The following is a 26291-nucleotide window of genomic DNA, read 5'->3' on the forward strand; positions in this document are numbered from 1 at the left end:
CACGGCCGGTTCTACACGGCGAACACTCAGCGGCGCGCCAGCAGCAGGCAGAGCTGCTTCAGGTCGCGATCGAAGGTGCCCTGGCCGCTGAGCACGCTGGCGCAGCGTTTCTTCATCCGGGCGATCTGGCCGGGCGACATGGCGGAAAGCGCAGCCACCGCTGGTGGCGTGGCTATCGCGGGCTGGTTGGGATCTCTCGGGCTGGTGACACCAATGCCAACACCGGCGCTGACCCCGCTTGTGCCCCCCACCGATGCACCGACACCCGCGGAAACACCGCCGGTCCCGCCAACCGTGGCACCGGCGCCGGCGTTGACGCCGCTGGTTCCGCTAACAGAAACACCGGCGCCAACGCCAATCCCGCCGCCACCGAGCGAGGCGCCGGCCCCGGCATTCACCCCACCGCCGCCACCGAGGCCAAGGCCCAACCCGAGCCCGGCCGCGCTAGCGGGAAAAGACAAAGCGACGACAACCGCACCGCAAGCCAAGGTGTTGGTAAAATTCCGCAAGAAACCAGTCATGACGCTCCCCGTGTTGGTTACCCGGGTACAGGCTGAATGACATCGGTTACCAACATCACTACGCCAGTGCAGCGGTTTTAGTTTCTTGCCGAATTGACGTTACTGGAAATCGTTGTTGTTGTATTTCCGATTGTTTGACATGGATAGTTCACGATTGCTGCAAAGAATCGATAATTCCAAACGCCTGTCAGCCGAGCTAGCATAGTCAATGGCTATTGGCGGGATTGCCGTGCGGGAACTGGCTATCGAGCAACCAAGTAGGACATGAGTGATTGAAGTCAGTGGCGCACCCGACAGGATTCGAACCTGTGACCTCTGCCTTCGGAGGGCAGCGCTCTATCCAGCTGAGCTACGGGTGCCTTCAGGATCGGCGATCTTGAAAACGAACCAGCCGGTGAACCGGCCAGCCACGGCTTCTTAGCGGAAGCCGGCGCGGGCTTCAACGGGCAATTGGCGATTGGCCGCGCCCTGGCTTTAGCAGGCTCCCTGCCCTTTGGGCGTTCATCCCCTTCAAAAGGTTCACTGGACCTTTTGATCCGCCCAAAGGCGGCGTTCGTCATTCGAACAGCCAGGGCTTTCGTCCGCTGCGCGTCCTCACCCCGCCGCCTCACCCTTCACCACCCTCCGCCGAGCCCCCCGCGTCGCCCGCTTCGGCTTCTTCGCTCCCGTCAGCTCGTTCATCGCATCCAGCTGCATCTGCTGCATTTCGGCCAGCCGTGTCCATTGGCGCGAGATCAGGTAGTCGAGCTTTTCGTGCAGATGCCGCACTTCCAGCTCGGCCTTCAAATTCACCCGGTACTCGTTGAAGGAGCGCAGCCGGTCCTTGGTTTCCTGCCGCTTCTGGCTCATCATGATGATCGGCGCCTGGATGGCGGCAATGCAGGAGAGCAGCAGGTTGAGCAGGATGAAGGGGTAGGGGTCGAAAGCGCCCCCCATGCCTTCGAACAGGTTGATGCCGATCCACACCAGAAGCACGCTGGCGAACGAGATCAGGAACCACCAGCTGCCTCCGAACGCCGCCATGTTATCGGAGACGCGGTCGGGAAACGTCCGGTGCTCCTCGAACTCCTCTTCCGAGTTTTCCGAAATCGTGTCCTGCCTGGCGATCGATTCCACCACCTGGCGGTCGAGTTCGGAGAATTCGCCGTGCTCCTGCTGCAGCAATTCCTCCATGTAGCGCATGCGGTAGCGGCCGAGCTCGGCGCGGCTGACGCGGGCGCCGGCCGGCAGGTCCGGATGATCCGACCGAATGCGGTCGGCGAGGCTCGGGCGCAGTGTGTCGATGCGCACCAGGTCGCGCTTGTGGAATTTCCGGCCTGATATCGCCGACGGCTTCTTCTTTGGCCTGACCCTGGATGAGCCGGGGAGCGCCGGTTCGGAGTCCGGCACTTCGGGGGATTCGAGGTGCTCGTCCGCTGTCTCGTGCGCGTCGTCCGCCACGGTGTCCGCCTCGAGATACTCGCCGCCCGACTGGTTCTCCTTGTCTGCCGCCTTCTGCGCGGATGCCTTGGGGTCGCCGGCCATGGTCAGTGCTCCTGTTTCTCGGGCTCACCGATACGATACGCCAAGCCGGCGCGGCATATCCATCGCGACTGTGAAGCTGGTGTGACCGAACAAGTTCTTGTGATTACCCTTGCGGGTGGAACCCTACCGCGACGTGGTCGAGGAATCAGGCGGCGCAAGGGTGAGATCGGCAGTGATCCTTCGCGCCCCCTCTGTCCTGCCGGACATCTCCCCCTCGAGGGGGGAGATCGGATGTCGCCACGGCTTTCGCAAATCGCCAACATAGCTGGGAGGAGAGCCACCGCCGAGCTGCCAATCTCCCCCCTTGAGGGGGAGATGGCCGGCAGGCCAGAGGGGGGCGCCTCGGGCCAGCGTCTCAAAGCTTCTATGGTTCCGGCAAACCGGGTAGCGGCGAAGCGGTCGGCTGCTGCCCTGCGTACATCAGCCTGGTCTTCGCCCCGTCCATCGTCGGCGACAGGCTGCGCTGGATCAGCGCTTCGACATGGTCGTTGCGCTGCCTGGCGCTGTCGGCGCCCATCACCACCACGATCAGCCTGCGGCCGTCGGCGTCGTAGGACGTGACGATGTTGAAGCCGGAGGCTTTGATGTAACCGGTCTTGATGCCGTCTACGCCGCGCACCCGGCCCAGCATATCGTTGTGGCCGCGCACCAGCCGGCCCCGGAACATAAAGTCGCTTTCGGAGAAATAGTGGAATTGCTGCGGGAAGCGGGCGCGCAGCGCCATGCCCAGCACCGCCATGTCGCGGGCTGTCGTGTGCTGGCCGTCGTCGGGCAGGCCCGATGCGTTGCGGAACACGGTGCCGGTCATGCCGATCTGGCGCGCCTTGGCGGTCATGGCGTCGGCAAACGCTTCTTCCGAGCCGCCGAGATATTCGGCGATGGCCACCGCCACGTCATTGGCCGATTTGACGACGATGGCGCGGATCGCCGAATCGACATCGATGGTCTCGCCGCGCTTGAAGCGCAATTTGGTCGGCGGCTGCCGGGCGGCATTGTCCGAAACCGGGATCTGCGTCTCCTTTGTGACGCGGCCGGACTCCAGCGCCTCGAACAAGAGATACAGCGTCATCATCTTGGTCAGCGACGCCGGATAACGCTGCGCCGTCGAATTGACCTCGAACAGCTGCCTGCCGGTGCTGGCGTCGATGACGATGGCCGCATATTTCTGCGGCGCCGCCGGCACCGCCAGCACACTGTCGGGCGGCGCGGTGGTGCAGCCGGCAACAAACAGCAGCATCAGGAAGGCCGCGACAAATCTCTGGACGAGGGAAGGGAAGCGGAAAGCGGGCAAGTCGGTTCCGAAGCAAGCTGTTGCTGAGAGGGCCGGAACCTAGCCTAACCCGATTGCTTCGTCCATTTGGTTAACAGTGGTCTTGAAGCGGAGTTCGCCCAACGCTTTCCGATTCGTACCGGCCGCTCGCGCTGCCCCTCACCTGCCTGCCGGCATCCTCTCCCCGTATAGGGACGGGGAGAGGGGCGCCGCCATCGATGATTTCGCCAATCGCCAGCGTTGCAAGAAGGGCGCCGAGATTGCGGCCAGCCCTTTCTCCCCGTCCCTATACGGGGAGAAATGCCCGGCAGGGCAATGAGGGGCAGCGCTGACGTTCGGCAATTGGCGGTCACTGCCGACCCCCATGCTCCGTGGCCGCCCACAGAGACAGAACTCGTCCCGCACCCACCCGCCCCGAAATCGCCTGTTTCCTGTTCTGTCTTCCCTGCGGGGTTGCGCTGTCGCCAAGTCTGGTTCACCAGATTGCTCAGCGCGACATTTGGCTTGGGGGTTGAATATGAGCATGGAACTCGGCGCGCAGGCGCCGTCGCTGATCAGGGCATCTCTTAGCCGCACCGGCAAATGGGCCGGCAGCGTCGCCTTTATCGGTGGCGCGGCGTCCGACATCCTCAACCCGCTGGCGCCGTTCGCCGCCTATATCGCGCTGGTCGCTTCGGTCGCCGCGGTCATCATCGCCGTCGCCATCGTGCTGCGGCTGGTGTTGGCGGCCAAGGCGTTGCCGGCGCTGATCTTCGCCACCAGTGCGGCGGCCGTCGCCGGTGGCGTCTACGGCCTGCAAAAGCAGACCGATTCACAAAACGGCATCATCGCCGGCCTGGTGCCGGCCATCGCCCAGTTGCAGCAAAGCATGGGTATCGTCTCGGCCAAGGTGGCCAAGATCGAGAAAACCGTCACCGAAACGCAGCAGACGGTCGAGGCGGTCAAGCAGACCACCGACACGGTGGCCAAGAAGACCGAAGAGATTGCCTCGACGCAGCAGCAGCAGACCGAGCAAGGCGCGCAGACGCAAAAGACCGTTGAAGCGGTCAAGCAGTCGACCGACACGGTGGCGAAGACGACCGAGGAGATCGCCTCGGCGCAGCAGCAGCAGACGGAGCAGGGCGCGCAGACGCAAAAGACCGTCGAAGCGGTCAAGCAGACCACTGACACGCTCGCCGCCGGCCAGCAGCAGCAGGCGGCGCAGGCCGAGAAGCTGCAGGCGACCACCGAGCAGATCGCCGTCTCGATCGACACCATCGCCAAGGGGTTTGCCGCACTGGCCGCACAGGGCGGGGCGATCGCCGATCCCAAGCGGCCCGACGAATATTACCACAATGCCCGCGTCTACGAACTGTCGGGCGACATGCTCAATGCGCGGCGCTCCTATCTCGCCTTCGCCGGCTTCGATGTCGACGCCATCGACCCCTACACGCGCTTTGCCACGCTGCTGCGCGTGCAGGACGGCAAGGCGGGTTCGCGCGAAGTGTTCGGCGCGCTGGCCGACAAGGGCAAGGCGCTGTCGATCAAGCTCGTCCATCTCGAACAGTTCGACGATGCCCAGCGCCTGGAAAAACTCAACGCCTTCATCGCCGCCCATCCCGATTTCGCGCCGGCCTATTACCTCTTAGCGCAGGAGTTTTCCGAGGATCGCCTTGGCAGCCAGTCGCTGTCCGACAAACGCAGCGAAGCCCAGGCGCTGACCAAATTCGTCTCCTACGAAAAGGATGGCGGGCTGCTGAAATATTTCGTCGACCAGACCCAGCTCGCCGACTGGCTGGACCGCAGCCGCAGCCGGCTGGCCGCCCTTGGCGACGTGCTTGATCCCGCGCTCTTCGCCCCGACGCTGACGCCGATGCGGTCGAACCAGGGCTGGTCGATGACCATCTCGCTGCCCGAGCCGGCAACCGCCATTTCCTGGCGATTAGGCAACAGCGGCCCATTCACCGACACCGGCTTCCTGTCGGCCAACGACCCGCGGACCGGCAAGCCGATGCCCAATCCGAGCTTCGAGCTGCCGGACAGCACCGCGGCCAGCACCATCGCCATCAAATATCTCGATCTGAGGGGACGCGAGACCGGTCCGTTCGACATCAACTTCGATCCGGACGCAGCCCTCCAGCAAGGCTCGAAGCAGATTCTCGACCAGTTCTGGACCTCGTGGATCGCCTTTGACGCCAGCGGCAATCACGGCCTGGTCTATTTCAGCCAGATGCTGTCGTTCCGCTGCGCCATCAAGGAGGTGCATTATGGCCTGAATGGCGCGGCGCTCGACAAGGAGATCAAGATGCCGCCTTGCGACAAGAAGGACCCCTACGCCATCCCCTACGACTACCAGCCCTATTTCAAGGTCGCCGACAGCGTGAAGTCGATGTCGGTGCAGGTCACCTACATGGACGGCACCCAGTCGCCGGTGCGGGAGTACAAGCGGCAGTAGGGTGCGCTCACCCTCCACACAAGGGGGAGGGTGAAGCGACATCTGATGCAAAATGCTGACCCCTACGCTTGCGCAATCCGCCCTGAGCGGCTTTTGCTGGCGCGGGCAGAATCAGCAGGTGCGCGCATGGATACGGTCACGATCAAGGCAAAAGGCATTTCGGTTGCGCTCGACCTCGCCGTCGGCCATCTCGCCGACATGGTGGTCGACATCGATGGCCGTCGCCTGAAGCCGCTGCATCGCGCACCTTGGGTCGATACGGGCGAAACGCTGCCGCAAAACCTGCCCGAGGGCACGGTTCGCCTGTCCGGCGATTTCCTCTGCGCGCCGTTCTCACGTAGTGATGTCGAGGAAGCGCCACTGCATGGCTGGCCGGCCAACAGCGCCTGGGATGTCGTCGACAGCCAAGCGACATCGGATGGCTGGCGGGCCACCTTCCGGCTGCAGCACAAGGTCATGGGCGCAACGGTCGACAAGATCCTCACGTTGCGCGACGGCCATCTCTTTCTCTACCAGGAACATGTCTTTTCCGGTGGAGCTGGCGCCATTTCCGTCGCCCATCATCCGATGACGGCGATGCAGGACGGCGGCAGGCTGGCGTTTTCGCCAAAACGCTTTGCGGCGACGCTGGACGAGCCGCTGGAGACCGATCCCGCCCGCGGCCGTTTTCTGCTCGCCTATCCTGCACGTTCCGCCGACCTCAGGCACTTTCCCACCGCCGATGGCGGCACGACGGACCTTGCCGACTACCGCAACGATCAGCTGCGCGAGGATTTCCTCACTTTGGTCGAGGCCGATCATGGCGGACCGGGCTGGACCGCCTTGGCGCGCCGGGCCGAACAGGATCTCGTGCTGGTGCTGAAGAACCCGGCGGAATTGCCGGTCACCATGCTGTGGTTCAGCAACGGCGGCCGCGACTACGCGCCGTGGAGCGGCCGCCATCGCGGTGTGCTCGGCATCGAGGACGGCCGCGCCGCAGTCGGCCACGCAGCATCGATCGGCGACAACTGGCTGAAGCGCGAAGGCGTCGCGACCGCCTTTGCGCTGGCTGAGGGCGCCAGCGTGTCGTTCCGCCATGTCATCGGCGCGGTGCCACAGTCCGGCGGCGAGCCGCCTCGCGACATCGCGACGTCGGATGGACGCATGCGCCTCGCTGCAGCCGACGGCTCGACCCGCGACATCGCCTTCGACAGCGATTTCCTGCGCATCGGCCAGCCTGGCTGATTTTCGAAAGCCGGCGCTGCCCCTCACCTGCCTGCCGGCATCCTCTCCCCGTATAGGGACGGGGAGAGGGACGCTCTCGCCTGCGGTTTCGCCAATCGCCAGCACTGCAGGAATAGCGCCAATGCCGCAGCCAACCCCTTCTCCCCGTCACTATACGGGGAGGGGATGAGGGGCGCCGCTGAGTCGACAGATGTCGCCCCAATCGACCAAATCGCGGTTTGAAATTTCCGCAAACTGCCGACAAGATGCAGAAGAATAACTGGAAGCGCCCAATGTCCGAAATCGCCCATCTCGCCGCCACCATCTTCAAGCGTGCCGGCAAGGCGCGGCGCTTCATCGTCGCCATTGCCGGCCCTCCCGGTTCCGGCAAGTCGACGCTGTCGGCCAGCCTGCATGACCTTTTGCCGGAAGGTGCGGCGGAAGTCGTGCCGATGGATGGGTTCCACTATGACGACACCGTGCTCGAACGCCGTGGTCTTCGCTCCAGAAAGGGCGCGCCGGAAACCTTCGACTTCTCCGGCTTCGAGGCGCTGCTGAAGCGCATCCGCGCCAGCGAGCCCGACATCGCCATTCCGGTGTTCGACCGCAGCATGGAATTGTCGCGCGCCGCCGCCGGAATCGTCGCCGCCGAGACCAAATTCATCCTGGTCGAGGGCAATTACCTGTTGCTCGACGAAGAGCCGTGGTCGCGCCTGGCGCCGCTGTTCGATTTCACGATCTACGTCGATGTGCCGCGCGCCGAGCTCGAGCGCCGCCTGCTGGAGCGATGGCACGGCCACGGCCGTTCCGACGCCGATGCGCGCGCCTGGATCGCCTCCAACGACATGCCCAACATCGACCGCGTGCTGGCCCGCCGGCGCCCAGCCGACCTGGTAATCGGCGATCACGCGTAATTCTCAGGATTTCCGAACGGGAACCTTAAGACTTTCTGGTCGTTATCGCCCAAACCGGCAATCGTGCCGCCATGAGGGAAACGTCCAATGGCAACCAAGGCAAGAAAACCCGTCAAGGGCAAGACAGCTCAACAAAAGGCAACCCAGGCAAAGGCGGGCGCTGGCCCGGCCATGGCGGAGCGTTCCAAGGACGCAAAGCCGGCTTTCGGCAAGGCAGCCCCCAGGAAGGTGGTGCCGGCTGCGGCCAAAACGGCGGCAAAAACCACCGCGCCAAAGGCAGCCAAGCCCAGGAAGGCGGCATCCAGCGGATCGATCGCCGGCAGCGCCATGCGCAGGGTCAAGGCGACGGCCAATGTTGCCGCGGGCGCGGTTGTCGCCACCGCCAGAGGCGCCGCATCGCTTGCGGCATCTATGATGGGCAAGGGCGGTTCAAAAGCCAAAGCCAAGGCAAAGTAGGCCTGAACAAACCGGCGAGGCCGCGTCCTGCGGCCTCCGTCGCGAATCAGCCCCTTGCCGGGATGTTGAGGCCTCTTTGCACCGCCGGGCGCGCCAGGCCGCGCTCCAGCCACGCCGCCACGATGGGAAAATCGTCGAATCCGACGAGCTCTCGCGCCTCATAGAAGCCGATCAGATTGCGCACCCAGCCGAGCATCGAGATGTCGGCGATGGTGTAGTCGTCGTCCATGATCCAGGTGCGGCCCTTCAGCCGTGTCTCGAGCACGCCGATCAGCCGCCGCGATTCGTCGCGATAGCGCTCCAGCGGCCGCTTGTCGGCGATCTCGCGCCCGGCGAATTTGTTGAAAAAGCCGACCTGGCCGAAGATCGGCCCGATCGAGGCCATCTGGAAGAACACCCACTGGATGGTCTCGTAGCGCCGCGTCGGGTCGGCGGGGATCAGCTTGCCGGTCTTGTCGGTGAGGTAGAGCAGGATGGCGCCGGATTCGAACAGGCCGATCGGCTTGCCGCCCGGGCCGTTGGGGTCGATGATCGCCGGTATCTTGCCATTGGGGTTCAGCGACAGGAATTCCGGCGTCCAGCTTTCATTCTTGCCGATGTTCACCGCATGCGGCTCGTAGGGCAGGCCGAGTTCTTCCAGCGCGATCGACACCTTCACCCCGTTCGGCGTCGGAAACGAATACAGCTGAAGGCGGTCGGGGTGGCTGGCCGGCCAGCGCGTGGCGATCGGAAAAGCGGACAGATCGGTCATCGAAAACTCCTGGGCGGGGATTTTACGCGGGCATCGCGCGGAGGGGTCGCCAAGAGTTAGGCGGGCACGCCACTGCGATCAATATGGGGAGGAAAGTTTCGCGCTGCACACACAGTCTGCGGGAGCGGTCAGATCGCCCTGAACGCCACCACCGCATTGGTGCCGCCAAAGGCAAAACCGTTGCTGATCGCGGCGCGTACCTTGCGCTCGCGCGCGACATTGGGCGTGATGTCGAGATCGCAGTCCGGGTCGGCCTGCCGAAAATTGGCCGTCGGCGGCACCAGGCCTTCGCGGATCGCCATCACGCAGGCGATCATCTCCAGCGCCCCTGATGCGCCCAGGCAGTGGGCATGCATCGACTTGGTCGAGGAGATCGAAAGCTTGTAGGCATGGTCGCCGAAGACACGCTTGATCGCCGCCGTCTCGATCTGGTCGTTGGCCTTGGTGCCGGTGCCATGCGCGTTGAGATAGTCGACATCTTCCGGATTGAGCTCGGCATCGGCCAGGCATGCACGCATCGCCGCCGTTGGTCCCTCGATGGTCGGCGCGACGATGTCGGACGCATCGGCGGACAGCCCGGCGCCGGCAATCTCGGCCAAAATGTTGGCGCCACGTGCCATCGCGTGTTCATAGGTTTCCAGCACCGCCATGGCAGCACCCTCGCCAAGCGACAGGCCCTGGCGATCGGCCGAGAACGGCCGGCAGGTGTCGGGTGCCAGCACCCGGAGCGCCTCCCAACCTTTCAGGATGCCCCAGACCAGCGGTGCGTCGGTGCCGCCGGCGACCATGACGTCGGCGCGGCCGAGCCTGATCTGGTCGACCGCCGAGGCAAAAGCGTGGTTCGACGAAGAGCAGGCGGAGGTGACGCCGAACACCGGTCCGCGCAGGCCAAGCGCCATGCTGACATGGCCGGAAGCCGCACTCGGCATCACTTTCGGCACGGTGAAGATGCCGGCGCGGCTCTTGCCCTCGAGCAGGATGGCGCGATAGGCCTCTTCGATCGCTTCCCAGCCGCAGACGCCGACGCCGACCACGGCGCCCATGCGGTAAGTGGTGGCCTCGTCCGAAGCCAGTCCGGCATGTTGCATCGCCTCGCGCGCGGCGATCGTCGCCAGCAGGCTGAAGCGGTCCATCGACACCGTCTGCTTGTGGCTGATGCCATGATCGGGAAGCGTCTTGATCTCGCATCCGACCCTGACCCTCAGGTCATGCAATTGCGAATTGACGATCGGGCCGATGGCCGAGCGGCCGGCGCGCATTTCGCCCCAGATCGCAGGCGCATTGGTGCCGAGCCCGCATATGCCGCCGATGCCGGTGATGACGACGCGCTTGCGCATTCAGCTCAGGCTTTTTTCGCGATCAGCGCGCGAACCGCCTCGACCATGTCGCCGACATTCCTGAGATTGCTCCAGGCATCGACCGTGTTCATCTCGATCTCGATGCCATAGTCTTCCTCGAGATCGAAGATGATCTCGGTCAGTTCCAGCGAATGGATGCCAAGCGCGGTCAATTCGGTACTGGTGGTGATTTCTTCGCCGCCGGGCTCAGCGTGCGCCCTAATCTTGGCGATGATGTCCGTTGCCAGCTGGTCAGCCATTCGGTTTCTTCCCCAACTCTGTCGTTTCCCGACGCCAACTGATCAGCGCCCCTCTGTCCCCGGATTCGAATCCTCGTCGCCTTTTACCCAGCAAGGCGCTGTATGACCGTTCCAAGGTGGCTCCCTCTATAGAAACGGAAACGTTGTCAAGCAACAAGCTATATATCGACAAAGCCGCCGGAGTGCTTAACGTTGGCGCCATGGACACGCTGGAACATGGCTTGACGACTGCGCTGCCGGCCCAGCGCGCTGCCGGAATGGCGCGGCTTGCCTGCGCCATCTCTGGCGGCCGCACGCGCCTTCAGCGCCTCTATCAGGACGGCTCCGCCAAGATCCGCATGCCGGCCGTGGCGGCTGACCCGCTCGAAGCCGTGTTGATCAACACCGCCGGCGGGCTGACGGGCGGCGACCGGATCGGCTGGGAGATCGATGTCGGCGCCGGCGCCTCCGCCTCCATAACCACCCAGGCCTGCGAGAAGGTCTATCGCGCCGCTTCCGACCGCGCCGAGGTGCGGGTCAGGCTGACAGTTGGCGAAAACGGCCGCATCGCTTGGCTGCCGCAGGAAACCATCGTCTTTGACCGATCGGCCTTTGCCCGCACGCTCGATGTCGAGCTCGCAGGCGGTGCTGAGGCGCTGCTGCTTGAGGCCACCGTCTTCGGCCGCCTCGCGATGGGCGAAAGTACAACCCAAGGCCATTTCCACGACCGCTGGCGCGTCCATCAGGATGGCGCGCTCGCCCATGCCGAGGATTTCCGCATCGGCCCCGGCATAGCGGCCGCCTTGAACCGTCCGGCGGTGGCCGGCGGTGCCATCGCGGTGGCGACGCTGCTGATGATCTCGCCGCAGGCGGAGGCCTTACTCGATCCGGCCCGTGACATCATCGGCGGCCAGGGCGACGCCAGCGCCTGGAGCGTTCAGAAATCTGGCAAGCTTCTTGCGAGGCTGTTTGCCGAGGACGGCTACCAGCTCCGCAAGCGGTTGGTTCTGCTCGTCGAATTGCTCAATGGGCGGGCGGGTCTGCCCAAATTATGGTCACTCTGATTCTGCCACTCCGGGAAAACGCATGAACCTGACGCCAAGGGAAAAGGACAAGCTGCTCATCGCCATGGCGGCGATCGTGGCGCGCAAGCGGCTGGAGCGCGGCGTCAAGCTCAACCACCCAGAAGCGATCGCGCTGATCACCGATTTTGTCGTCGAGGGCGCTCGTGACGGCCGCCCGGTGGCCGAACTGATGGAGGCCGGCGCCCATGTCGTCACCCGTGCGCAGGTGATGCAAGGCATCGCCGAGATGATCCACGACGTGCAGGTCGAGGCGACATTTCCCGACGGCACCAAGCTGGTCACCGTGCACGAACCCATCAGGTGAGGAGACGAAGATGCTGGAGCTGCGCCCAAACTGCGAATGCTGCGACAAGGACCTGCCGCCTGAAGCGTCGGATGCGCTGATCTGCACCTTCGAATGCACCTTTTGCGCCGATTGCTCGGAAAACGTGCTGGGCGGCGTCTGCCCGAATTGCGGCGGCAATTTCTCCATGCGCCCCATCCGGCCGGCAGCCATGCTGAAGAAATATCCCGCCTCGACCAAACGCATTCTCAAGGCCGAGGGCTGCGGTCCCCGCAAGGCTGCTTGAACTGCAGACGATTTTCAAAACGGAAGGCACGTCGATGATATCAGCTCCGATGAAACGCACCGCCCTCTCGGCGATCCTGCTGCTGGCCGCTTCCATGCCCGCCTATGCCCATGTCGGCATCGGCACGACCTCGTCCTTCGCCGCCGGTTTCGCGCATCCGCTCTCCGGCCTCGATCATATGACGGTTATGCTCGCGGTCGGCCTGTGGGCAGCGCTCAAGGGCGGCAAGGCGATTTGGGCATGGCCGGCCGCCTTTGTCGGCGTCATGCTGGTCGGTGGTGCGCTTGGCATGCTGCAAGTGCCGTTGCCCTTCGTCGAGCCCGGCATCTTGGCTTCCGTTGTGGCGCTCGGCCTGCTGGTCGCGCTCGCCGTCGACCTTCCGGTCTCGGCCGGCGTCGCCATTATCGGCGCGTTCGCCCTGTTCCATGGCCACGCCCATGGCACCGAAGTGCCTGAAAATGCCGGCGGGCTCGAATATATGGCCGGCTTTGCCGTCGCCACTGTGGCTCTCCATGCCGTCGGCATCGCCGCCGGTCTCGCTCTCGGCATGCGTTTCCGCGGCTTTGCCCGTGCCGCCGGTGCCGCTTGTGCGGCCGTCGGTGTCGGCCTCGTCTTCGGCGTGTTGTGAGGTTCTGATGATCCCGGGCGAAATCATCACCGCAGGCGGCGACATCGAACTGAACAAGGGCCTGCCGACTGTGTCGCTGAAAGTTGCCAACAGCGGCGACCGGCCGATCCAGGTCGGCAGCCACTACCACTTCTTCGAGACCAATGAGGGTCTGAAGTTCGATCGCGACAAGGCGCGGGGCATGCGCCTCGACATCGCCGCCGGCACCGCAATGCGCTTCGAGCCCGGGCAGGAGCGCGACGTCACTCTGGTGCCGCTCGGGGGAAAACGCGAAGTCTATGGGTTTCAGCAGAAGGTGATGGGGAAGCTCTAAATGCCAGCAAGGATTTCCCGCGCCGCCTATGCGCAGATGTACGGCCCGACGGTCGGCGACAGAGTGCGGCTTGCCGACACTGAACTGTTCATCGAGGTCGAGAAGGATCTCACCATTCATGGCGAAGAGGTGAAATTCGGCGGCGGCAAGGTCATCCGCGACGGCATGGGCCAGAGCCAGGTGTCGCGTGCGCAGGGCGCGGTCGACACCGTCATCACCAACGCGCTGGTCGTCGATGCCAGCGCCGGCATCTTCAAGGCCGATATCGGCCTCAGAGACGGCCGCATCGCGGCCATAGGCAAGGCCGGCAATCCGGACACGCAAGACGGCGTCACCATCATCATCGGCCCCGGCACCGAGATCATCGCCGGCGAGGGCAAGATCCTCACATCAGGCGGTTTCGATGCGCATATCCACTTCATCTGCCCGCAGCAGATCGAGGAAGCGCTGATGTCAGGCATCACCACCATGCTTGGCGGCGGCACCGGTCCGGCGCACGGCACGCTGGCGACGACCTGCACGCCGGGGCCGTGGCACATGGCGCGGATGATCCAGTCTTTTGACGCCTTCCCGATGAACATCGGCCTGTCGGGCAAGGGCAACGCGTCCCTGCCCGCAGCCCTGGAGGAAATGGTGCTCGGCGGCGCCTGTTCCCTGAAGCTGCACGAAGACTGGGGCACGACGCCCGCGGCCATCGACTGCTGCCTGTCGGTCGCCGACGAGTACGACGTGCAGGTGATGATTCACACCGACACGCTGAACGAGTCGGGCTTTGTCGAAAACACGGTCGCCGCTATCAAGGGCCGCACCATCCACGCCTTCCACACCGAAGGCGCCGGCGGCGGCCATGCGCCTGACATCATCAAGGTCTGCGGCCTGCCCAACGTCATTCCGTCCTCGACCAATCCGACCCGGCCCTACACCGTCAACACGCTGGCCGAGCATCTCGACATGCTGATGGTCTGCCATCATCTGTCGCCGTCGATCCCCGAGGACATCGCCTTCGCCGAAAGCCGCATCCGCAAGGAAACCATCGCGGCGGAAGATATTTTGCACGACATCGGCGCCTTCTCGATCATCTCGTCGGACAGCCAGGCCATGGGCCGCGTCGGCGAGGTGGCGATCCGCACATGGCAGACCGCCGACAAGATGAAGCGCCAGCGCGGCTCGCTGCGGCAGGAGACCGGCAACAACGACAATTTCCGCGTCCGCCGCTACATCGCCAAATACACCATCAATCCGGCCATCGCGCATGGCCTGTCCAGGGATATTGGCTCGATCGCGGTCGGCAAACGCGCCGACCTGGTGCTGTGGAACCCGGCCTTCTTCGGCGTCAAGCCGGACATGGTATTGCTCGGCGGCATGATCGCGGCCGCTCCGATGGGCGACCCCAACGCCTCGATCCCGACGCCGCAGCCTATGCACTACCGGCCGATGTTCGGCGCTTTTGGCAAGGCGCGGACCAACTCGTCGGTAACCTTTGTGTCGAAGGCGGCGCTCGAATCGGGCCTGCATGGCAGGCTTGGCGTCGACAAGCAGTTCGTCGCCGTCGAAAACACCCGAGGCGGCATCGGCAAGCATTCGATGGTGCTCAACGACGCCACCCCGCACGTCGAGGTCGACCCGGAAACCTACGAGGTTCGCGCCGATGGCGAGCTTTTGACCTGCGAGCCGGCGACTGTGCTGCCGATGGCACAAAGGTATTTTCTGTTCTGACGCGAAACTGGCGATCGCGCCGAGCGCTGCAAAATCCGTTGCGGCTGGTGGCTGGCCGCAGCAATATGCAGCCTGCCAAGAGCCGCATTGTGATCAGGTATGGCCACTGAAATAGCGTCCGCCCACGACATCTTCCCGCACATCCGCATCGTCCAGCATCCCGGCCAGTACAAGCTCTATCCCGTGCACCTGGCCTGGGTTGCCTCCATGCTGTTGCTGCTGGTGCATTTCTGGTGGTGGGAGTTCGGCCTGTACGCCATCGAGACCTGGACCTTCGGCAAATATCTGTTCCTCATCTTCTATGCCATCGCGCTGTTTCTGCTCTGCGCGCTGCTGTTTCCGGATTCGATGCTCGACTACACCAGCTACGAGGATTTCTTGTATTCACGCCGCGCCTGGTTCTTCGGCCTGCTGGCGATGACCTATCTGCTCGATGTTGTCGACACGCTGCTCAAGGGGCCGGAGCATTTCGCCCATTACGGCAATGAATATCTGTTCCGCACCCCGGTTTTCGTCGTGCTGTGCATCGTCGCCATCCTGGTGCGCGATCGCCGCTTTCACATCGCCTTCGTCGTGGGCACGCTGATCTACCAGGTATCGTTCATCCTGCGGCTCTTCGACACCATCGTCTGAGCGACCGCGATGGTCTACGGTCTAAGGGAAAGGCAGAGGTTTCAACCATGTACCAGGCCGTTGGATCGCGCGGATCCCGGGTCAGCCGTGTTCTCTGGATGCTCGAGGAGCTCGGGCAGCCCTATGAATTCGTCGAGGTCAAACTGCGCTCGCCGGAAGCCTATGCGCTCAACCCATCAGGCAAGGTGCCGATCCTGATCGATGGCGAGCTCAAGGTGACGGATTCGGCGGCGATCTGCGTCTATCTCGCCGACAAGCATGCGGAGAAGGGCATGGGCGCCAATCCCGGTGTTGTCGGCCGCGCCGAGATGGATTCCTGGATGCATTTTGCCCAATCGGAATTTGAAGCGCCGCTGTGGAACAAGGTGCGCCATCGCTTTCTGCTGCCGAAGGAAATGCGGGTCGATGTCGGCCCCGCCGCGGCGCATGACTTCGCCACGGAGGTCAAGGCGCTCGACCGCCGGCTTGGCGAAAATCCCTTTGCGTTGGGGGATCGCTTTTCCGCCGTCGACGTGCTGCTTGGCGATATGGGCAGCTGGGCCCGCGCTGGAAAATTCCCGATCGAATCCGACCGCGTCAGCGCCTATTTCGACCGCCTGCTGGCGCGCCCCGCCCGGGCCCGCGCGCAGGCCAATGGTGGAGCCATGAGATGAAACTCAACATAAACACCGACTTCACCAAATTCCCGCGCGCCGTCTCGGTGCTATCGGCCTGCCATGCTGGAAGCATCACACCATACGGTCGTGCCGTGCTTGCCCATGACGAGCGGCATCTGCGCCGCCGGGCCATCGAACTGGCAAGTGGCGACAAGGTTCTGGTCGACCTGCCTGCGGCGGTGGCCCTGAACGATGGCGACCGGCTGGTGCTGGAGGATGGCCGCCATGTCGAGATCGTTGCGGCGGAGGAGCCGCTCTACGACATCCGCGCCAGCAACCCCGTGCATTTGTCCGAACTCGCCTGGCATATCGGCAACCGCCATCTCGCCGCGAGCATCGAGACCGGGCGCATCCTCATCCTGCGCGATCATGTCATCAAGGCGATGCTGGAAGGGCTGGGCGCTACGGTCGACGATGTGTCGGAGCCGTTCAAGCCGGTGCGCGGCGCCTATTCCGGCCAAGGCGGGCATGGCCACGGCCATTCACATGCCGAGGCGCATGCGCACAGCCACGCCGAGGCGCATTCCCACGCGCATGGCGAGTCGCATTCCCATTCTCACAGCCATTCGCACGCCGGCCATCACCACGACCATGATTGACCAGCCTTCCAACATCGCCTTGTTGCGGCTGATGGCGTGGCTGTCGCCTTCCTTTCCGGTCGGCGGCTTTTCCTACAGCCACGGCCTCGAACGCGCCGTGCATGATGGGCTGGTTGCCGACGCTGAAAGCCTCGCCGCTTGGCTGGAGACGCTGGTCGAGATGGGCTCGGGCTGGAACGACGCTGTGCTGTTTGCCGAAAGCTGGCGGCGCGCCCGCGCAGGCGGCGACCTCGACGAGATTGCCGGGCTCGCCGAGGCGCTGGCCGGATCGCGCGAGCGCCACGCGGAGACCATGCTGCAGGGTGCCGCCTTCCTCAAGGCGGCTTCTGCCTGGCCAAATCCTGTGCTGCACCGCCTGCCCGAGGAATGCGCCTACTGCGTCGCCGTCGGCGGCGTTGCCGGCGGCAACGCCATTGCCTTGTCGGACGCGCTGTCGGCATTCCTGCAGACCTTCTTTTCCAACCTCGTCCAGGCGGCGATCAGGCTCGGTGTCGTCGGCCAGACCGGCGCGACCGCGCTGCTTGCCGGCTTCGAGCCGCTGGCATTGGCGACGGCCGATCGGGCGGCGCGCTCGACGCTTGACGATCTCGGCGGCTGCGCCTTCATTTCGGACATCATGGCGATGAAGCACGAAACCCAATACTCCAGGCTGTTCCGTTCATGATCCTCCTCGCCTTTGCACTGTCCTTCGTCCTGCTGCTGATCACTGCGCTGCATGTCTATTGGGGCATCGGCGGCATCTGGCCGGGCAGGGACGCTGCCTCCTGCGCCCGCGCCGTGGTCGGCTTTCGCGGCGTCGACGAGATGCCGACGCCTTTCGCTTCGTTCGCCGTCGCCGCCTGTCTGGCCTTGGCCACGCTGTGGCCGCTGGCGCTGGAAGGTGTGTTCGCCTCGCCCTTTCCCAAAGCCGGGCTCGCCGCCACCTCGCTGCTCATTGCCCTGGTTTTCCTCGGGCGCGGCATGGCCGGCTTCACGCCCTGGTGGCGCCGGCTGGCGCCGGAACAGCCTTTCGCGCGGCTCGACCTGCGCTATTATTCGCCGCTGTGCCTGTTGATCGGGTTCGGCTTCGCCATTCTTGCCATCACGGAGTTCCCCGCATGACACAAGCCAACGGCCCTCTGCGTATCGGCATTGGTGGCCCTGTCGGTTCCGGCAAGACGACGCTGACCGAGAAGCTCTGCAAGGCGCTGCGCGACGAGTTTTCCATCGCCGTCGTCACCAACGACATCTACACCAAGGAAGACGCCATGATGCTGGCGCGGCTGCAGGCGCTGCCCGAGGATCGCATCATGGGTGTCGAGACCGGCGGCTGCCCGCACACCGCCATCCGCGAGGACGCCTCGATCAACCTGCAGGCGATCGCCGAGATGAACCGGAAGTTTCCGGATCTCGACATCGTCTTCATCGAATCCGGCGGCGACAACCTTGCCGCCACTTTTTCTCCGGATCTCGCCGACCTGACGCTCTATGTCATCTCGGTATGCCAGGGCGAGGAAATCCCACGCAAGGGCGGGCCGGCCATCACCCGCTCCGACTTCCTGGTCATCAACAAGAGCGATCTGGCGCCCTATGTAAACGTCAATCTCGATGTCATGGAGAGCGACGCCACCCGCATGCGCGGCAAGCGGCCCTTCGGCTTCACCGACCTGTCACGCGGCAAAGGGCTGCAGGAGGTGATCGACTTCATCGTCGAACATGGCGGGCTCAGGGCCGCGCGGTCGGCCGCCTGACGCCTCCTTGCGGCGCGGACAAAGTTGGTTGTCTGCACCAAACGAAACCGGTTGCGCGCCTGTCCGCCGCGCGGCATCCTTGTTTCTTTCACGGAGTTTTGTCGATGAGCATCGCCCGGCTGCAGAAGGAAATGCTGACCAACCTGCCCTTCTACGAGGAGCGCGTCGATCTCGCCGCCGCTTTTCGCTGGACGGCGCGGCTCAACATGCACGAGGCGGTGGCCAATCATTTCTCGCTGTCGGTCAACGAGGACGGCACGAAGTTCCTGATGAACCCCAACCAGGTGCATTTCTCGCGCATTAAGGCGAGCGACCTTTTGCTGATCGACGCCAACGATCCCGAGACGCTGACCGGTCCCAATGCGCCCGACCCGACCGCATGGGGTCTGCACGGCGCTATCCATCGCAATGTGCCGCATGCGCGCTGCGCCATGCATGTGCATTCCATCCATGCCACCGTGCTGGCGTCTCTGGCCGACTCGACCTTGCCGCCGATCGACCAGAACTCGGCTATGTTCTTCAACCGCCATGTCGTCGACGCCCATTATGGCGGGCTGGCTTTCGAGGAGGAGGGCGAGCGCTGCTCGCAGCTGCTCACCGATCCCAAAGTCAAGGTCATGGTGATGGGCAATCACGGTGTGATGGTTATCGGCGACAGTGTCGCCGACGCCTTCAATCGCATGTTCTATTTCGAGCGCGCCGCCGAAACCTACATCAAGGCGCTGTGGACCGGCCGGCCGCTGCGCACCCTGTCTGACGCCATCGCCGAAAAGACCGCGAGCGAGATGGACGACTATCCCGGCCAGGCCGAGCGCCATCTCAGCGAGCTGAAGGCTATCCTCGACGAAGAGGAGCCGGTGTACCGGAGCTGATTGTTGGGAGATTTCGACCGGCTGCGTCAGGTGGCAGGTCGCACCGGCTGACGGAGCAGGGTCTTGAGCTTTTCGGCCGGTGTCTTGCGCGGGTCGCCGAGGTAGATCTCGTGGTGAAGCCCGGTTTCGACCAGGCCGTTCGCCGGGATGAATTCCTTGTGCAGCCTTTGAAGAACGGGGCCTTCCTCGGCATAGGAGCCGATGTGCAGGGTCTGGACGGCCCGTCCTTCCTCAAGCCGTGCGAAGCGCAGTTTCGACAATGCCGGCAGCCCCTTCTTTTCCCGAGCCTGGATGACCGCTTCCTCGGCCGTTGCCTGTTCGATGAAATCCGGCACCATGATCATCATCGTCCATGACCACTGATCCTTCCGGCCAGACAGGAAGTGGTCGTAATCTTCGGCCCACCACAATCCTTCCAAGGGCGGCACGACGTAATCCTTGGCCAGGGCATCCTTGCTCATGAACTTGAGTGTATAGGAGGCCACATAGAGCGCCTCGACGGCCGCCTTGTAGTCCGGCTCCACATTGGGATCGCCGAAGCCGTCGATCATGAAATAGTTGAGTGGCGGCACGTCGATGATGGCGAACTCCCCGACCGGGCCGCTGTAGAGGACTTTGTACAGTTTCTTGAGATCGATCTTTTCCATGGAGGGCTCGGACGGTGAGATCGAGGTGAGACGCCGGGGCGAGCTAAAACAGCTCGGCCCGCAATTCCTCGGCGCTGTTGATGACGATAGCTCCGGGCGGCCCCTCCATCGGCGCTTCCGGCCAGAAGATCGTCCGCATCCCCGCCGCCAGCCCGGCCATGGCGCCGGTGCGGCTGTCGTCGACCGCGACTGCATCGGCAGGATCGACGCCGGCCAGCCAGGCGGCGCGCAGGAAGGGCTCGGGATGCGGCTTGCCTTCATGCACGTCGTTGCGGCTGATGGTTTTCATGCCTGGATAGATGAGACCGACCGCGCGCAGATTGGCGTCGACGATCAGCCGGTCGGAGTTCGACACCACTGCTTGCGCCACGCCAAGCGCCCGCAATTCGTTGAACACCTCGATCGCGCCGGGGCGCGGCTTCAGCGTTTCGGCCATCGGCAGGTAGTGATCGTATTTGCGCACGATCCAGTCGTCGAAAGGCAGGTCGAGGCCAAAGTCATCGCGCAGCATCTCATAGACCGGCCATGCGGCAACACCCAGCACCCGCTCATGCAAATTGGCCGGCGGCGCGATGCCGACGCTGTGCAGCGCCGCCACCAGCGCCGCTTCGTGCAGCGGCTCGCTGTCGACCAGTGTTCCATCCATGTCCCAGAAAACCGCTTTCGGCGTCATGCAAGAATTCCTTTTTCGATCCCCTTAAAGCGTTTGTAGCAGGAGATAAACCTTTGAGCCTGTTATCCGCGATGCTGATTGGGCGGTTGTCGCATCACCGGCGTCCTAGGACCGCAAGCAATTGCCCTTGTGATAGACAATTGCGCGCGAGCGCATTCCCTGCAAGACTATAGCGTTCCGCCTCGAGGCTTGGCGGGCATGGGAGGCAGGACGGTGAATTCCCGGCAGGATGGCGGCAGCAACAGGCTGGACGACGCAGCGCGCGCCGGCTGGCTCTATTATGTTGCCGGCAACACGCAGGACCAGATCGCGTCCACGCTCGGCATTTCCAGGCAGACGGCGCAGCGGCTGGTGTCGCTGGCGGTGTCCGAGGGGCTGATCAAGGTGCGCGTCGATCACCCGATCGCCAATTGCCTCGACCTTGCAGCACGGCTGAAATCGCGATTTGCGCTGGATCTGGTCGAGGTGGTGCCGAGCGATCCGGCTTCGTCCTCGACCATCATCGGCGTCGCCGAAGCGGCGGCAGCCGAGATCGAAAGACGGCTAAGGTCGCCGACGCCGATCGTCATGGCCATCGGCACCGGCCGCACGCTGAAGGCGGCGATCGAGCAACTGCCGCCGATGGAATGCCCACAGCACAAGGTGGTGTCGCTGACCGGCAACATCTCGCCCGACGGTTCGGCCGCTTTCTACAACGTCATCTTCACCATGGCCGACAGGGTCAAGGCGCGCTCCTTCCCGATGCCGCTGCCGGTTATCGCCTCGTCGCCGGAAGAGCGCGAAATGCTGCTCAACCAGCCGATGATCCAGCCGACGCTGGCGCTGGCCGCGGAGGCAGACGTCACCTTTGTCGGCATCGGCGACCTCGGCCCAAAGGCGCCGCTCTACGAGGACGGCTTTATTTCGGAAGCTGAATTGAAGGCGCTGCAAAAGGCAGGCGGCGTCGCCGAAATCGTCGGCTGGGTATTCGACCGCGACGGCCGCATGATCGACGGCATCACCAACGACCGTGTGTCCTCGGCGTCGCTGCCGTCGCGCGAAAAGTCGCTGGTCATCGCCTTGGCCATGGGCGAACGCAAGCTGCCGGGCATCCTTGCCGCCGTCAACCGGCGGTTGGTCAACGGCCTGATCACCGATGAGCGGACCGCTGCCGCCTTGCTCGCGGCCGGGTGACTTTTCGATAGATTGAACAAGGGTTATTGGCGCCGCCCGCAAGGATCGTTGCCGTCCAGAAAACCCATGTCGCGCTGCAGATGCGGCGGCAATTCCCGGATGTCGAGATAGGTCCGTCTGCGGCCTATTTTCCGCGCGAATCCAAGCGTCAGCCGCGAAAACCAGCTGTGGCCTGGAGTTAGGATCAGCTTTTCCTGTACCGTGGTCATGATCGTCAGCCTCCGCTATGTCTGGACGAGATTGATCGTCGACCCCAAATATCGGCAGGATAAGCCCTCGCTTCCAATCAAACGTCGATCACGGCCCATAAGGAGGGCTTATGCCGAATCTCGAGGCACGACAGGTTTCCCAGCTCCCGCCGCTGCAAGCGATCCGGGTGTTCGAGGCGGTGGCGCGGCATCTCTCCTTCACCAAGGCGGCAGACGAGCTCGGCATGACCCAGGCGGCGGCGAGCTATCAGATCAAGCTGCTGGAAGAGCGCGTTGGCGGCCCGCTGTTCCTGCGCCGGCCAAGGCAGATCGTGTTGACCGAGGCCGGCCAACGTCTGGCGCCTGCGGTCAGCGAGGCGTTCGCACTGCTGAGCGGAGCCTATTCCGCGGCGCGCGCCGGCACCGACGGCTTGCTCTGTGTCTCGACGCTACTGACCTTTGCCTCCAACTGGCTGGCGCAGCATCTCGGCTCGTTCCAGCTCGCGCATCCGGCACTTGCCGTCCGTCTCGACACGTCGAACCGCATCGTCGATTTCGCCCGCGAGGACATCGACATCGCCATCCGCTCGGGCGGCGGCAACTGGCCGGGCATGGAGGTGCACAAGCTTCTCGATGCCGACTTCACGCCGATGCTCAGTCCCAAGCTGGCTGCCAGCATTGGCGGCGTCAACGAGCCGGCCGATCTGTTGCGCTTGCCCATTCTCGATCCCGGCGATATCTGGTGGAGGGACTGGTTCGCGGCTGCCGGCGTGCAGTCTCACGATCTTGCCACGCGTCCCGGCTCGAGCATGGGTGCGCAAGCCTACGAGGCCAATGCCGCCATCGCCGGCCAGGGCGTGGCCATCCTGACCAGGGCGCTGTTCAAGACCGAACTTGCCGATGGCCGCCTCATCCAGCCCTTTGACCTCGTCGGCGACGACGGTCACGCCTACTGGCTGGTCTATCCCGAAGCGCGCCGCAACGTGCCGAAGATCCGCGCCTTTCGCGACTGGGTGCTGGCCGAGATCGCTTGCCCCTAGGCGAAGCGGAAGATGCCCGTCGCCTTAGTACGAGGCCTGTCCTCCGCGACCCCTTCGACCCAAGACAGCTCTCGCCTGAGGGGCCTGCAATCGCGCCGGCATGGTTAACCAATGGTAAGCACCCGGTTAACCATCGTCCGGAAAAACACTGTCGACATCATCTTCCTGGCCTGCACCGCGCTTGTGGCGACTCAATCAAGTTGGATCAATCGGCGCAGTAAAATGCCGTTGATCAGTGAGATTGTCAGGCCGATGAAAGTCTATCGTGTCGAGGAAATTGAAGACAACGCCGTGCGCGCGACACATCTGATCGACGCGTTTACTCCGTTTCAAGCTGCCGCGCTGGCCATCCGCCGGGAAGTTACACTTCGGAAAGATGAATCCGAATGGGTCAGGGTGACGGAAATCTTGACCCGGGCCAGGCAAAGCCGCGACGGCGACAGTTTCGAATATTGCGTCGGACGATATCCGTCGCACGGATGACCCTCGCCCCGGGCACTCTGCTGGCAATAGGCCGCGACAGCCGGTCGACATAGGCCGCCATCCTTCGCCATTTCACAAGAAGGGCAGCCTGTCCGCACCGCCAGCCGGAACTTTGCCGTTTCGCTCCACGGTTCGCCAGTTCCGAACCCTTTCCCAAAAACACCGCAAGACGCCTCGCATCGGATGCCGCGCGACATCCCGCGTGCTGCGCTGCAGCATCGAATCCGGCTTGACATAATTAATGGCAAGTGAGTAATTGCTCACCACCAAGGCAAATGCTCATCTTGGTTTATGGGAGGAATTTGATGAAACTTCGCACGCTCACACTGGGCCTGTTGTCGGCCAGCGCCCTTGCGTTCGCCGCTCACGCCGAATCCATCACCATCGCCACCGTCAACAACGCCGATATGGTCCGCATGCAGACGCTGACGGATGACTTCAGCAAGGCGAACCCCGACATCACGCTCAACTGGGTCACGCTCGAAGAGAACGTGCTGCGCGAGCGCGTCACCACCGACATCGCCACCAAGGGTGGCCAGTATGACGTTATGACCATCGGCACCTATGAGGTTCCGATCTGGGCCAAGCAGAGCTGGCTGCTGCCGCTCGACAAGCTCGGCGACGACTACGACGCCAAGGATATTCTTCCGGCCATTGCCGGCGGCCTTTCGGTCGACGGCAAGCTCTATGCGGCACCGTTCTACGGCGAAAGCTCCTTCGTCATGTACCGCAAGGACCTGATGGAGAAGGCAGGGCTGACCATGCCCGACGCGCCCACCTGGGACTTCATCAAGCAGGCCGCCGACAAGATGACCGACCGCGCCAATGGCGTGAACGGCGTCTGCCTGCGCGGCAAGGCTGGCTGGGGCGAGAACATGGCCTTCCTCACCGCCATGTCGAACTCTTTCGGCGCCCGCTGGTTCGATGAGAACTGGAAGCCGCAATTCGACCAGCCGGAATGGAAAAATACGCTGCAGTTCTACGTCGATCTGATGAAGGCCGACGGCCCCGAGGGCGCCTCGTCCAACGGCTTCAACGAAAACCTGGCGCTGTTCCAGCAGGGCAAGTGCGGCATGTGGATCGATGCCACGGTCGCGGCATCCATGGTCTCCGACCCGAAGAGCTCGAAGGTCGCCGACAAGGTTGCCTATGCGCTGGCGCCGGACACCGGTCTCGGCAAGCGCGGCAACTGGCTCTGGGCATGGTCGCTGGCCATTCCGGCCGGTACGCAGAAGGGAGACGCGGCTCAGAAGTTCGTCTCCTGGGCAACCAGCAAGCATTACTCCGAGCTCGTCGCTTCCAAGCTAGGCTGGGCCAGCGCTCCTCCCGGCACGCGCACCTCACTCTACGCCAATGCCGAGTACCAGAAGGCGGCGCCTTTCGCCAAGATGACGCTGGACTCCATCAACGCCGCCGATCCGACGCATCCGACCGTCAAGCCAGTGCCTTATGTCGGCGTCCAGTTCGTCGCCATCCCTGAGTTCCAGGGTCTCGGCACCACCGTCGGCCAGCTCTTCTCGGCGGCCCTTGCCGGCCAGTCTAGCGTCGACGATGCCCTGAAGCAGGCCCAGGACGCTGCCACCGCGGCAATGACCGAGGGCGGTTATATCAAGTAGGCTCCTCCCGGTGCCGAATGCCGGCCGTCGATCATGACCGGCAACGGCCGCCCGAATCCCAGTTCGGGCGGCCGCCTTCACAATCCTAGGAATTGTGGCACAACTCTGAAAATCTGACTGACCTTTGGAGGGTGACCGTCATGGCTACTCAGCAGACCCGTTCGCTTGCCCGTTTCATGATGGCGCCATCCGTGGTGCTGCTGTTCGTCTGGATGATTGTGCCGCTGGTCATCACCCTGTGGTTCTCCTTCCAGCAGTACAATCCGCTCAACCCGATCCGCGATGGGTTCGTCGGCTTCTCCAACTACGCGCTGTTCTACTCCAACCCGGCTTTCCTGCAGTCGATCCTCAACACGCTTACCATCGTGGTCAGCGTGCTTTTGATCACGGTGATCGGCGGCATCCTGCTGGCACTGCTGATCGATCAGCCGATGTGGGGACAAGGCCTCGTGCGTATCCTCGTCATCTCGCCGTTCTTCGTCATGCCGCCGGTGGCGGCGCTGGTTTGGAAGAACATGATCATGCATCCGCAATACGGCGTCTTTGCCGACATTGCGCGCTTCTTCGGCGGCCAGCCGATCGACTGGTTCGGGCAGCATCCACTCACGGCGGTCATCATCATCGTCGCCTGGCAGTGGCTGCCATTTGCGACGCTGATCCTGTTGACGGCCCTGCAGTCGCTTGACGGCGAGCAGAAGGAAGCCGCCGAAATGGACGGCGCCGGCTTCGTCAGCCGCTTCATCTATTTGACGCTGCCGCACATGTCGCGCGCCATCACCGTCGTCATCCTGATCCAGACGATCTTCCTGCTGTCGGTCTATGCCGAAATCCTGGTCACCACCAATGGCGGTCCGGGCTATGCCTCCACCAACCTGCCCTTCCTCGTCTACCAGAAGGCGCTGCTGGAGTTCAAAATCGGCCAGGCATCCGCCGGTGGTGTCATCGCCGTCATTCTCGCCAACATCGTCGCCTTCTTCGCCATGCGCGCAGTCGGCAAGAACCTGGACAAGTAAGGGAGGAT

General features: G+C 63.6%; 31 protein-coding genes and 1 tRNA gene. 22 read left to right on the forward strand and 10 right to left on the reverse strand.

The genetic code is table 11. The features are described from left to right. Window positions 1–26: 26 nt before the first annotated feature. From AC1DX6_RS02465 to AC1DX6_RS02480, 4 genes are all read right to left on the reverse strand, one after another. Window positions 27–521: a hypothetical protein gene (locus AC1DX6_RS02465; protein ID WP_477310870.1), complete on the reverse strand. Its 495-nt coding sequence runs from the start codon at window positions 519–521 to the stop codon at window positions 27–29. A gap of 282 nt (window positions 522–803) precedes the next feature. Beyond that, a tRNA-Arg gene (locus AC1DX6_RS02470) sits at window positions 804–880 on the reverse strand. Window positions 881–1115: 235 nt separating this feature from the next. Beyond that, on the reverse strand, window positions 1116–2045 hold the full coding sequence (locus tag AC1DX6_RS02475) for a DUF1003 domain-containing protein (protein WP_477310872.1): 930 nt from the start codon (window positions 2043–2045) through the stop codon (window positions 1116–1118). A 364-nt stretch (window positions 2046–2409) separates the two neighbouring features. Next, window positions 2410–3282 carry a D-alanyl-D-alanine carboxypeptidase family protein gene (locus AC1DX6_RS02480; RefSeq protein WP_477311882.1) on the reverse strand — a complete coding sequence of 291 codons (873 nt, stop codon included), beginning with the start codon at window positions 3280–3282 and terminating at the stop codon, window positions 2410–2412. A 556-nt stretch (window positions 3283–3838) separates the two neighbouring features. Between AC1DX6_RS02480 and AC1DX6_RS02485 the strand changes: the two genes are divergently transcribed. From AC1DX6_RS02485 to AC1DX6_RS02500, 4 genes are all read left to right on the forward strand, one after another. Next, window positions 3839–5749, forward strand: coding sequence for a methyl-accepting chemotaxis protein (locus AC1DX6_RS02485; protein ID WP_477311883.1), 1911 nt, complete (start codon window positions 3839–3841; stop codon window positions 5747–5749). Between the two features lie 126 nt (window positions 5750–5875). Continuing rightward, the gene (locus tag AC1DX6_RS02490) at window positions 5876–6973 is read left to right on the forward strand and encodes a hypothetical protein (protein ID WP_477310873.1); all 1098 of its coding nucleotides are present in this window, start codon (window positions 5876–5878) and stop codon (window positions 6971–6973) included. Window positions 6974–7245: 272 nt separating this feature from the next. Next, window positions 7246–7866, forward strand: a complete 621-nt coding sequence (locus tag AC1DX6_RS02495; protein WP_477310875.1) for a nucleoside triphosphate hydrolase — start codon at window positions 7246–7248, stop codon at window positions 7864–7866. Window positions 7867–7953: 87 nt separating this feature from the next. After that, window positions 7954–8322, forward strand: coding sequence for a hypothetical protein (locus tag AC1DX6_RS02500; protein ID WP_477310877.1), 369 nt, complete (start codon window positions 7954–7956; stop codon window positions 8320–8322). A gap of 46 nt (window positions 8323–8368) precedes the next feature. Here the strand turns inward: AC1DX6_RS02500 and AC1DX6_RS02505 are convergent, their stop codons facing one another. From AC1DX6_RS02505 to AC1DX6_RS02515, 3 genes are all read right to left on the reverse strand, one after another. Then, complete coding sequence (locus tag AC1DX6_RS02505; protein WP_477310879.1) at window positions 8369–9073, reverse strand: glutathione S-transferase family protein; 705 nt, start codon at window positions 9071–9073, stop codon at window positions 8369–8371. Window positions 9074–9201: 128 nt separating this feature from the next. Continuing rightward, complete coding sequence (locus AC1DX6_RS02510) at window positions 9202–10410, reverse strand: beta-ketoacyl-[acyl-carrier-protein] synthase family protein (RefSeq protein WP_477310881.1); 1209 nt, start codon at window positions 10408–10410, stop codon at window positions 9202–9204. 5 nt (window positions 10411–10415) lie between these two features. Then, a complete protein-coding gene (locus AC1DX6_RS02515) occupies window positions 10416–10670 on the reverse strand; it encodes an acyl carrier protein (RefSeq protein WP_477310883.1) in 255 nt (84 codons plus the stop codon). 200 nt (window positions 10671–10870) lie between these two features. Between AC1DX6_RS02515 and AC1DX6_RS02520 the strand changes: the two genes are divergently transcribed. The 13 genes from AC1DX6_RS02520 to AC1DX6_RS02580 all read left to right on the forward strand — a co-directional run bounded on the left by AC1DX6_RS02520 (window position 10871) and on the right by AC1DX6_RS02580 (window position 19450). Further along, window positions 10871–11713 (forward strand): urease accessory protein UreD, encoded by an 843-nt coding sequence (locus tag AC1DX6_RS02520; RefSeq protein WP_477310885.1) that lies wholly within the window; start codon window positions 10871–10873, stop codon window positions 11711–11713. A 22-nt stretch (window positions 11714–11735) separates the two neighbouring features. Beyond that, on the forward strand, window positions 11736–12038 hold the full coding sequence (locus tag AC1DX6_RS02525) for an urease subunit gamma (protein ID WP_095203050.1): 303 nt from the start codon (window positions 11736–11738) through the stop codon (window positions 12036–12038). 10 nt (window positions 12039–12048) lie between these two features. After that, window positions 12049–12303, forward strand: coding sequence for a DUF1272 domain-containing protein (locus AC1DX6_RS02530; RefSeq protein WP_477310887.1), 255 nt, complete (start codon window positions 12049–12051; stop codon window positions 12301–12303). A 34-nt stretch (window positions 12304–12337) separates the two neighbouring features. Continuing rightward, the gene (locus AC1DX6_RS02535; protein ID WP_477310889.1) at window positions 12338–12931 is read left to right on the forward strand and encodes a HupE/UreJ family protein; all 594 of its coding nucleotides are present in this window, start codon (window positions 12338–12340) and stop codon (window positions 12929–12931) included. A 7-nt stretch (window positions 12932–12938) separates the two neighbouring features. After that, a complete protein-coding gene (locus AC1DX6_RS02540; protein WP_477310891.1) occupies window positions 12939–13244 on the forward strand; it encodes an urease subunit beta in 306 nt (101 codons plus the stop codon). Beyond that, window positions 13245–14960 (forward strand): urease subunit alpha, encoded by a 1716-nt coding sequence (gene ureC / locus AC1DX6_RS02545; protein WP_477310893.1) that lies wholly within the window; start codon window positions 13245–13247, stop codon window positions 14958–14960. Window positions 14961–15059: 99 nt separating this feature from the next. Next, on the forward strand, window positions 15060–15593 hold the full coding sequence (locus AC1DX6_RS02550) for a hypothetical protein (RefSeq protein ID WP_477310895.1): 534 nt from the start codon (window positions 15060–15062) through the stop codon (window positions 15591–15593). Between the two features lie 47 nt (window positions 15594–15640). Then, a complete protein-coding gene (locus AC1DX6_RS02555; protein ID WP_477310897.1) occupies window positions 15641–16246 on the forward strand; it encodes a glutathione S-transferase family protein in 606 nt (201 codons plus the stop codon). Then, complete coding sequence (locus AC1DX6_RS02560; protein WP_477310899.1) at window positions 16243–16848, forward strand: urease accessory protein UreE; 606 nt, start codon at window positions 16243–16245, stop codon at window positions 16846–16848. The genes AC1DX6_RS02555 and AC1DX6_RS02560 overlap by 4 nt, the downstream gene beginning before the upstream one ends. Continuing rightward, window positions 16841–17512: an urease accessory protein UreF gene (locus AC1DX6_RS02565; RefSeq protein WP_477311884.1), complete on the forward strand. Its 672-nt coding sequence runs from the start codon at window positions 16841–16843 to the stop codon at window positions 17510–17512. The genes AC1DX6_RS02560 and AC1DX6_RS02565 overlap by 8 nt, the downstream gene beginning before the upstream one ends. Then, window positions 17509–17949 carry a DUF3995 domain-containing protein gene (locus AC1DX6_RS02570; protein WP_477310901.1) on the forward strand — a complete coding sequence of 147 codons (441 nt, stop codon included), beginning with the start codon at window positions 17509–17511 and terminating at the stop codon, window positions 17947–17949. The genes AC1DX6_RS02565 and AC1DX6_RS02570 overlap by 4 nt, the downstream gene beginning before the upstream one ends. Beyond that, entirely contained in the window at window positions 17946–18578 is a 633-nt protein-coding gene (ureG, locus tag AC1DX6_RS02575) for an urease accessory protein UreG (RefSeq protein ID WP_477310903.1), read from the forward strand. Before AC1DX6_RS02570 ends, ureG begins: the two co-directional genes overlap by 4 nt. Before the next feature lie 104 nt (window positions 18579–18682). Further along, the gene (locus tag AC1DX6_RS02580; protein ID WP_477310905.1) at window positions 18683–19450 is read left to right on the forward strand and encodes a class II aldolase and adducin N-terminal domain-containing protein; all 768 of its coding nucleotides are present in this window, start codon (window positions 18683–18685) and stop codon (window positions 19448–19450) included. A 26-nt stretch (window positions 19451–19476) separates the two neighbouring features. Here the strand turns inward: AC1DX6_RS02580 and AC1DX6_RS02585 are convergent, their stop codons facing one another. Continuing rightward, window positions 19477–20097 (reverse strand): GyrI-like domain-containing protein, encoded by a 621-nt coding sequence (locus tag AC1DX6_RS02585; protein ID WP_477310907.1) that lies wholly within the window; start codon window positions 20095–20097, stop codon window positions 19477–19479. Window positions 20098–20140: 43 nt separating this feature from the next. Continuing rightward, window positions 20141–20770: an HAD family hydrolase gene (locus tag AC1DX6_RS02590; RefSeq protein WP_477310909.1), complete on the reverse strand. Its 630-nt coding sequence runs from the start codon at window positions 20768–20770 to the stop codon at window positions 20141–20143. Window positions 20771–20983: 213 nt separating this feature from the next. On the opposite strand from AC1DX6_RS02590, the gene AC1DX6_RS02595 reads away from it, so the two are divergent. Further along, window positions 20984–21943, forward strand: coding sequence for a sugar-binding transcriptional regulator (locus AC1DX6_RS02595; protein ID WP_477310911.1), 960 nt, complete (start codon window positions 20984–20986; stop codon window positions 21941–21943). A 23-nt stretch (window positions 21944–21966) separates the two neighbouring features. On the opposite strand, the gene AC1DX6_RS02600 is transcribed toward AC1DX6_RS02595, so the two are convergent. After that, a complete protein-coding gene (locus AC1DX6_RS02600; RefSeq protein ID WP_477310913.1) occupies window positions 21967–22152 on the reverse strand; it encodes a hypothetical protein in 186 nt (61 codons plus the stop codon). Window positions 22153–22262: 110 nt separating this feature from the next. Here AC1DX6_RS02600 and gcvA point away from each other — a divergent pair, with 110 nt between their 5' ends. The 4 genes from gcvA to AC1DX6_RS02620 all read left to right on the forward strand — a co-directional run bounded on the left by gcvA (window position 22263) and on the right by AC1DX6_RS02620 (window position 26283). Then, window positions 22263–23171 (forward strand): transcriptional regulator GcvA, encoded by a 909-nt coding sequence (gene gcvA, locus AC1DX6_RS02605; protein ID WP_477310915.1) that lies wholly within the window; start codon window positions 22263–22265, stop codon window positions 23169–23171. Window positions 23172–23282: 111 nt separating this feature from the next. Next, a complete protein-coding gene (locus AC1DX6_RS02610; RefSeq protein ID WP_477310917.1) occupies window positions 23283–23654 on the forward strand; it encodes a hypothetical protein in 372 nt (123 codons plus the stop codon). Window positions 23655–23959: 305 nt separating this feature from the next. After that, on the forward strand, window positions 23960–25270 hold the full coding sequence (locus AC1DX6_RS02615; protein WP_477310919.1) for an ABC transporter substrate-binding protein: 1311 nt from the start codon (window positions 23960–23962) through the stop codon (window positions 25268–25270). A 140-nt stretch (window positions 25271–25410) separates the two neighbouring features. After that, window positions 25411–26283, forward strand: a complete 873-nt coding sequence (locus tag AC1DX6_RS02620) for a carbohydrate ABC transporter permease (protein ID WP_477310921.1) — start codon at window positions 25411–25413, stop codon at window positions 26281–26283. Window positions 26284–26291: the final 8 nt, after the last annotated feature.

The sequence above is a fragment of the Mesorhizobium sp. P2_C4 genome, from assembly GCF_056404575.1.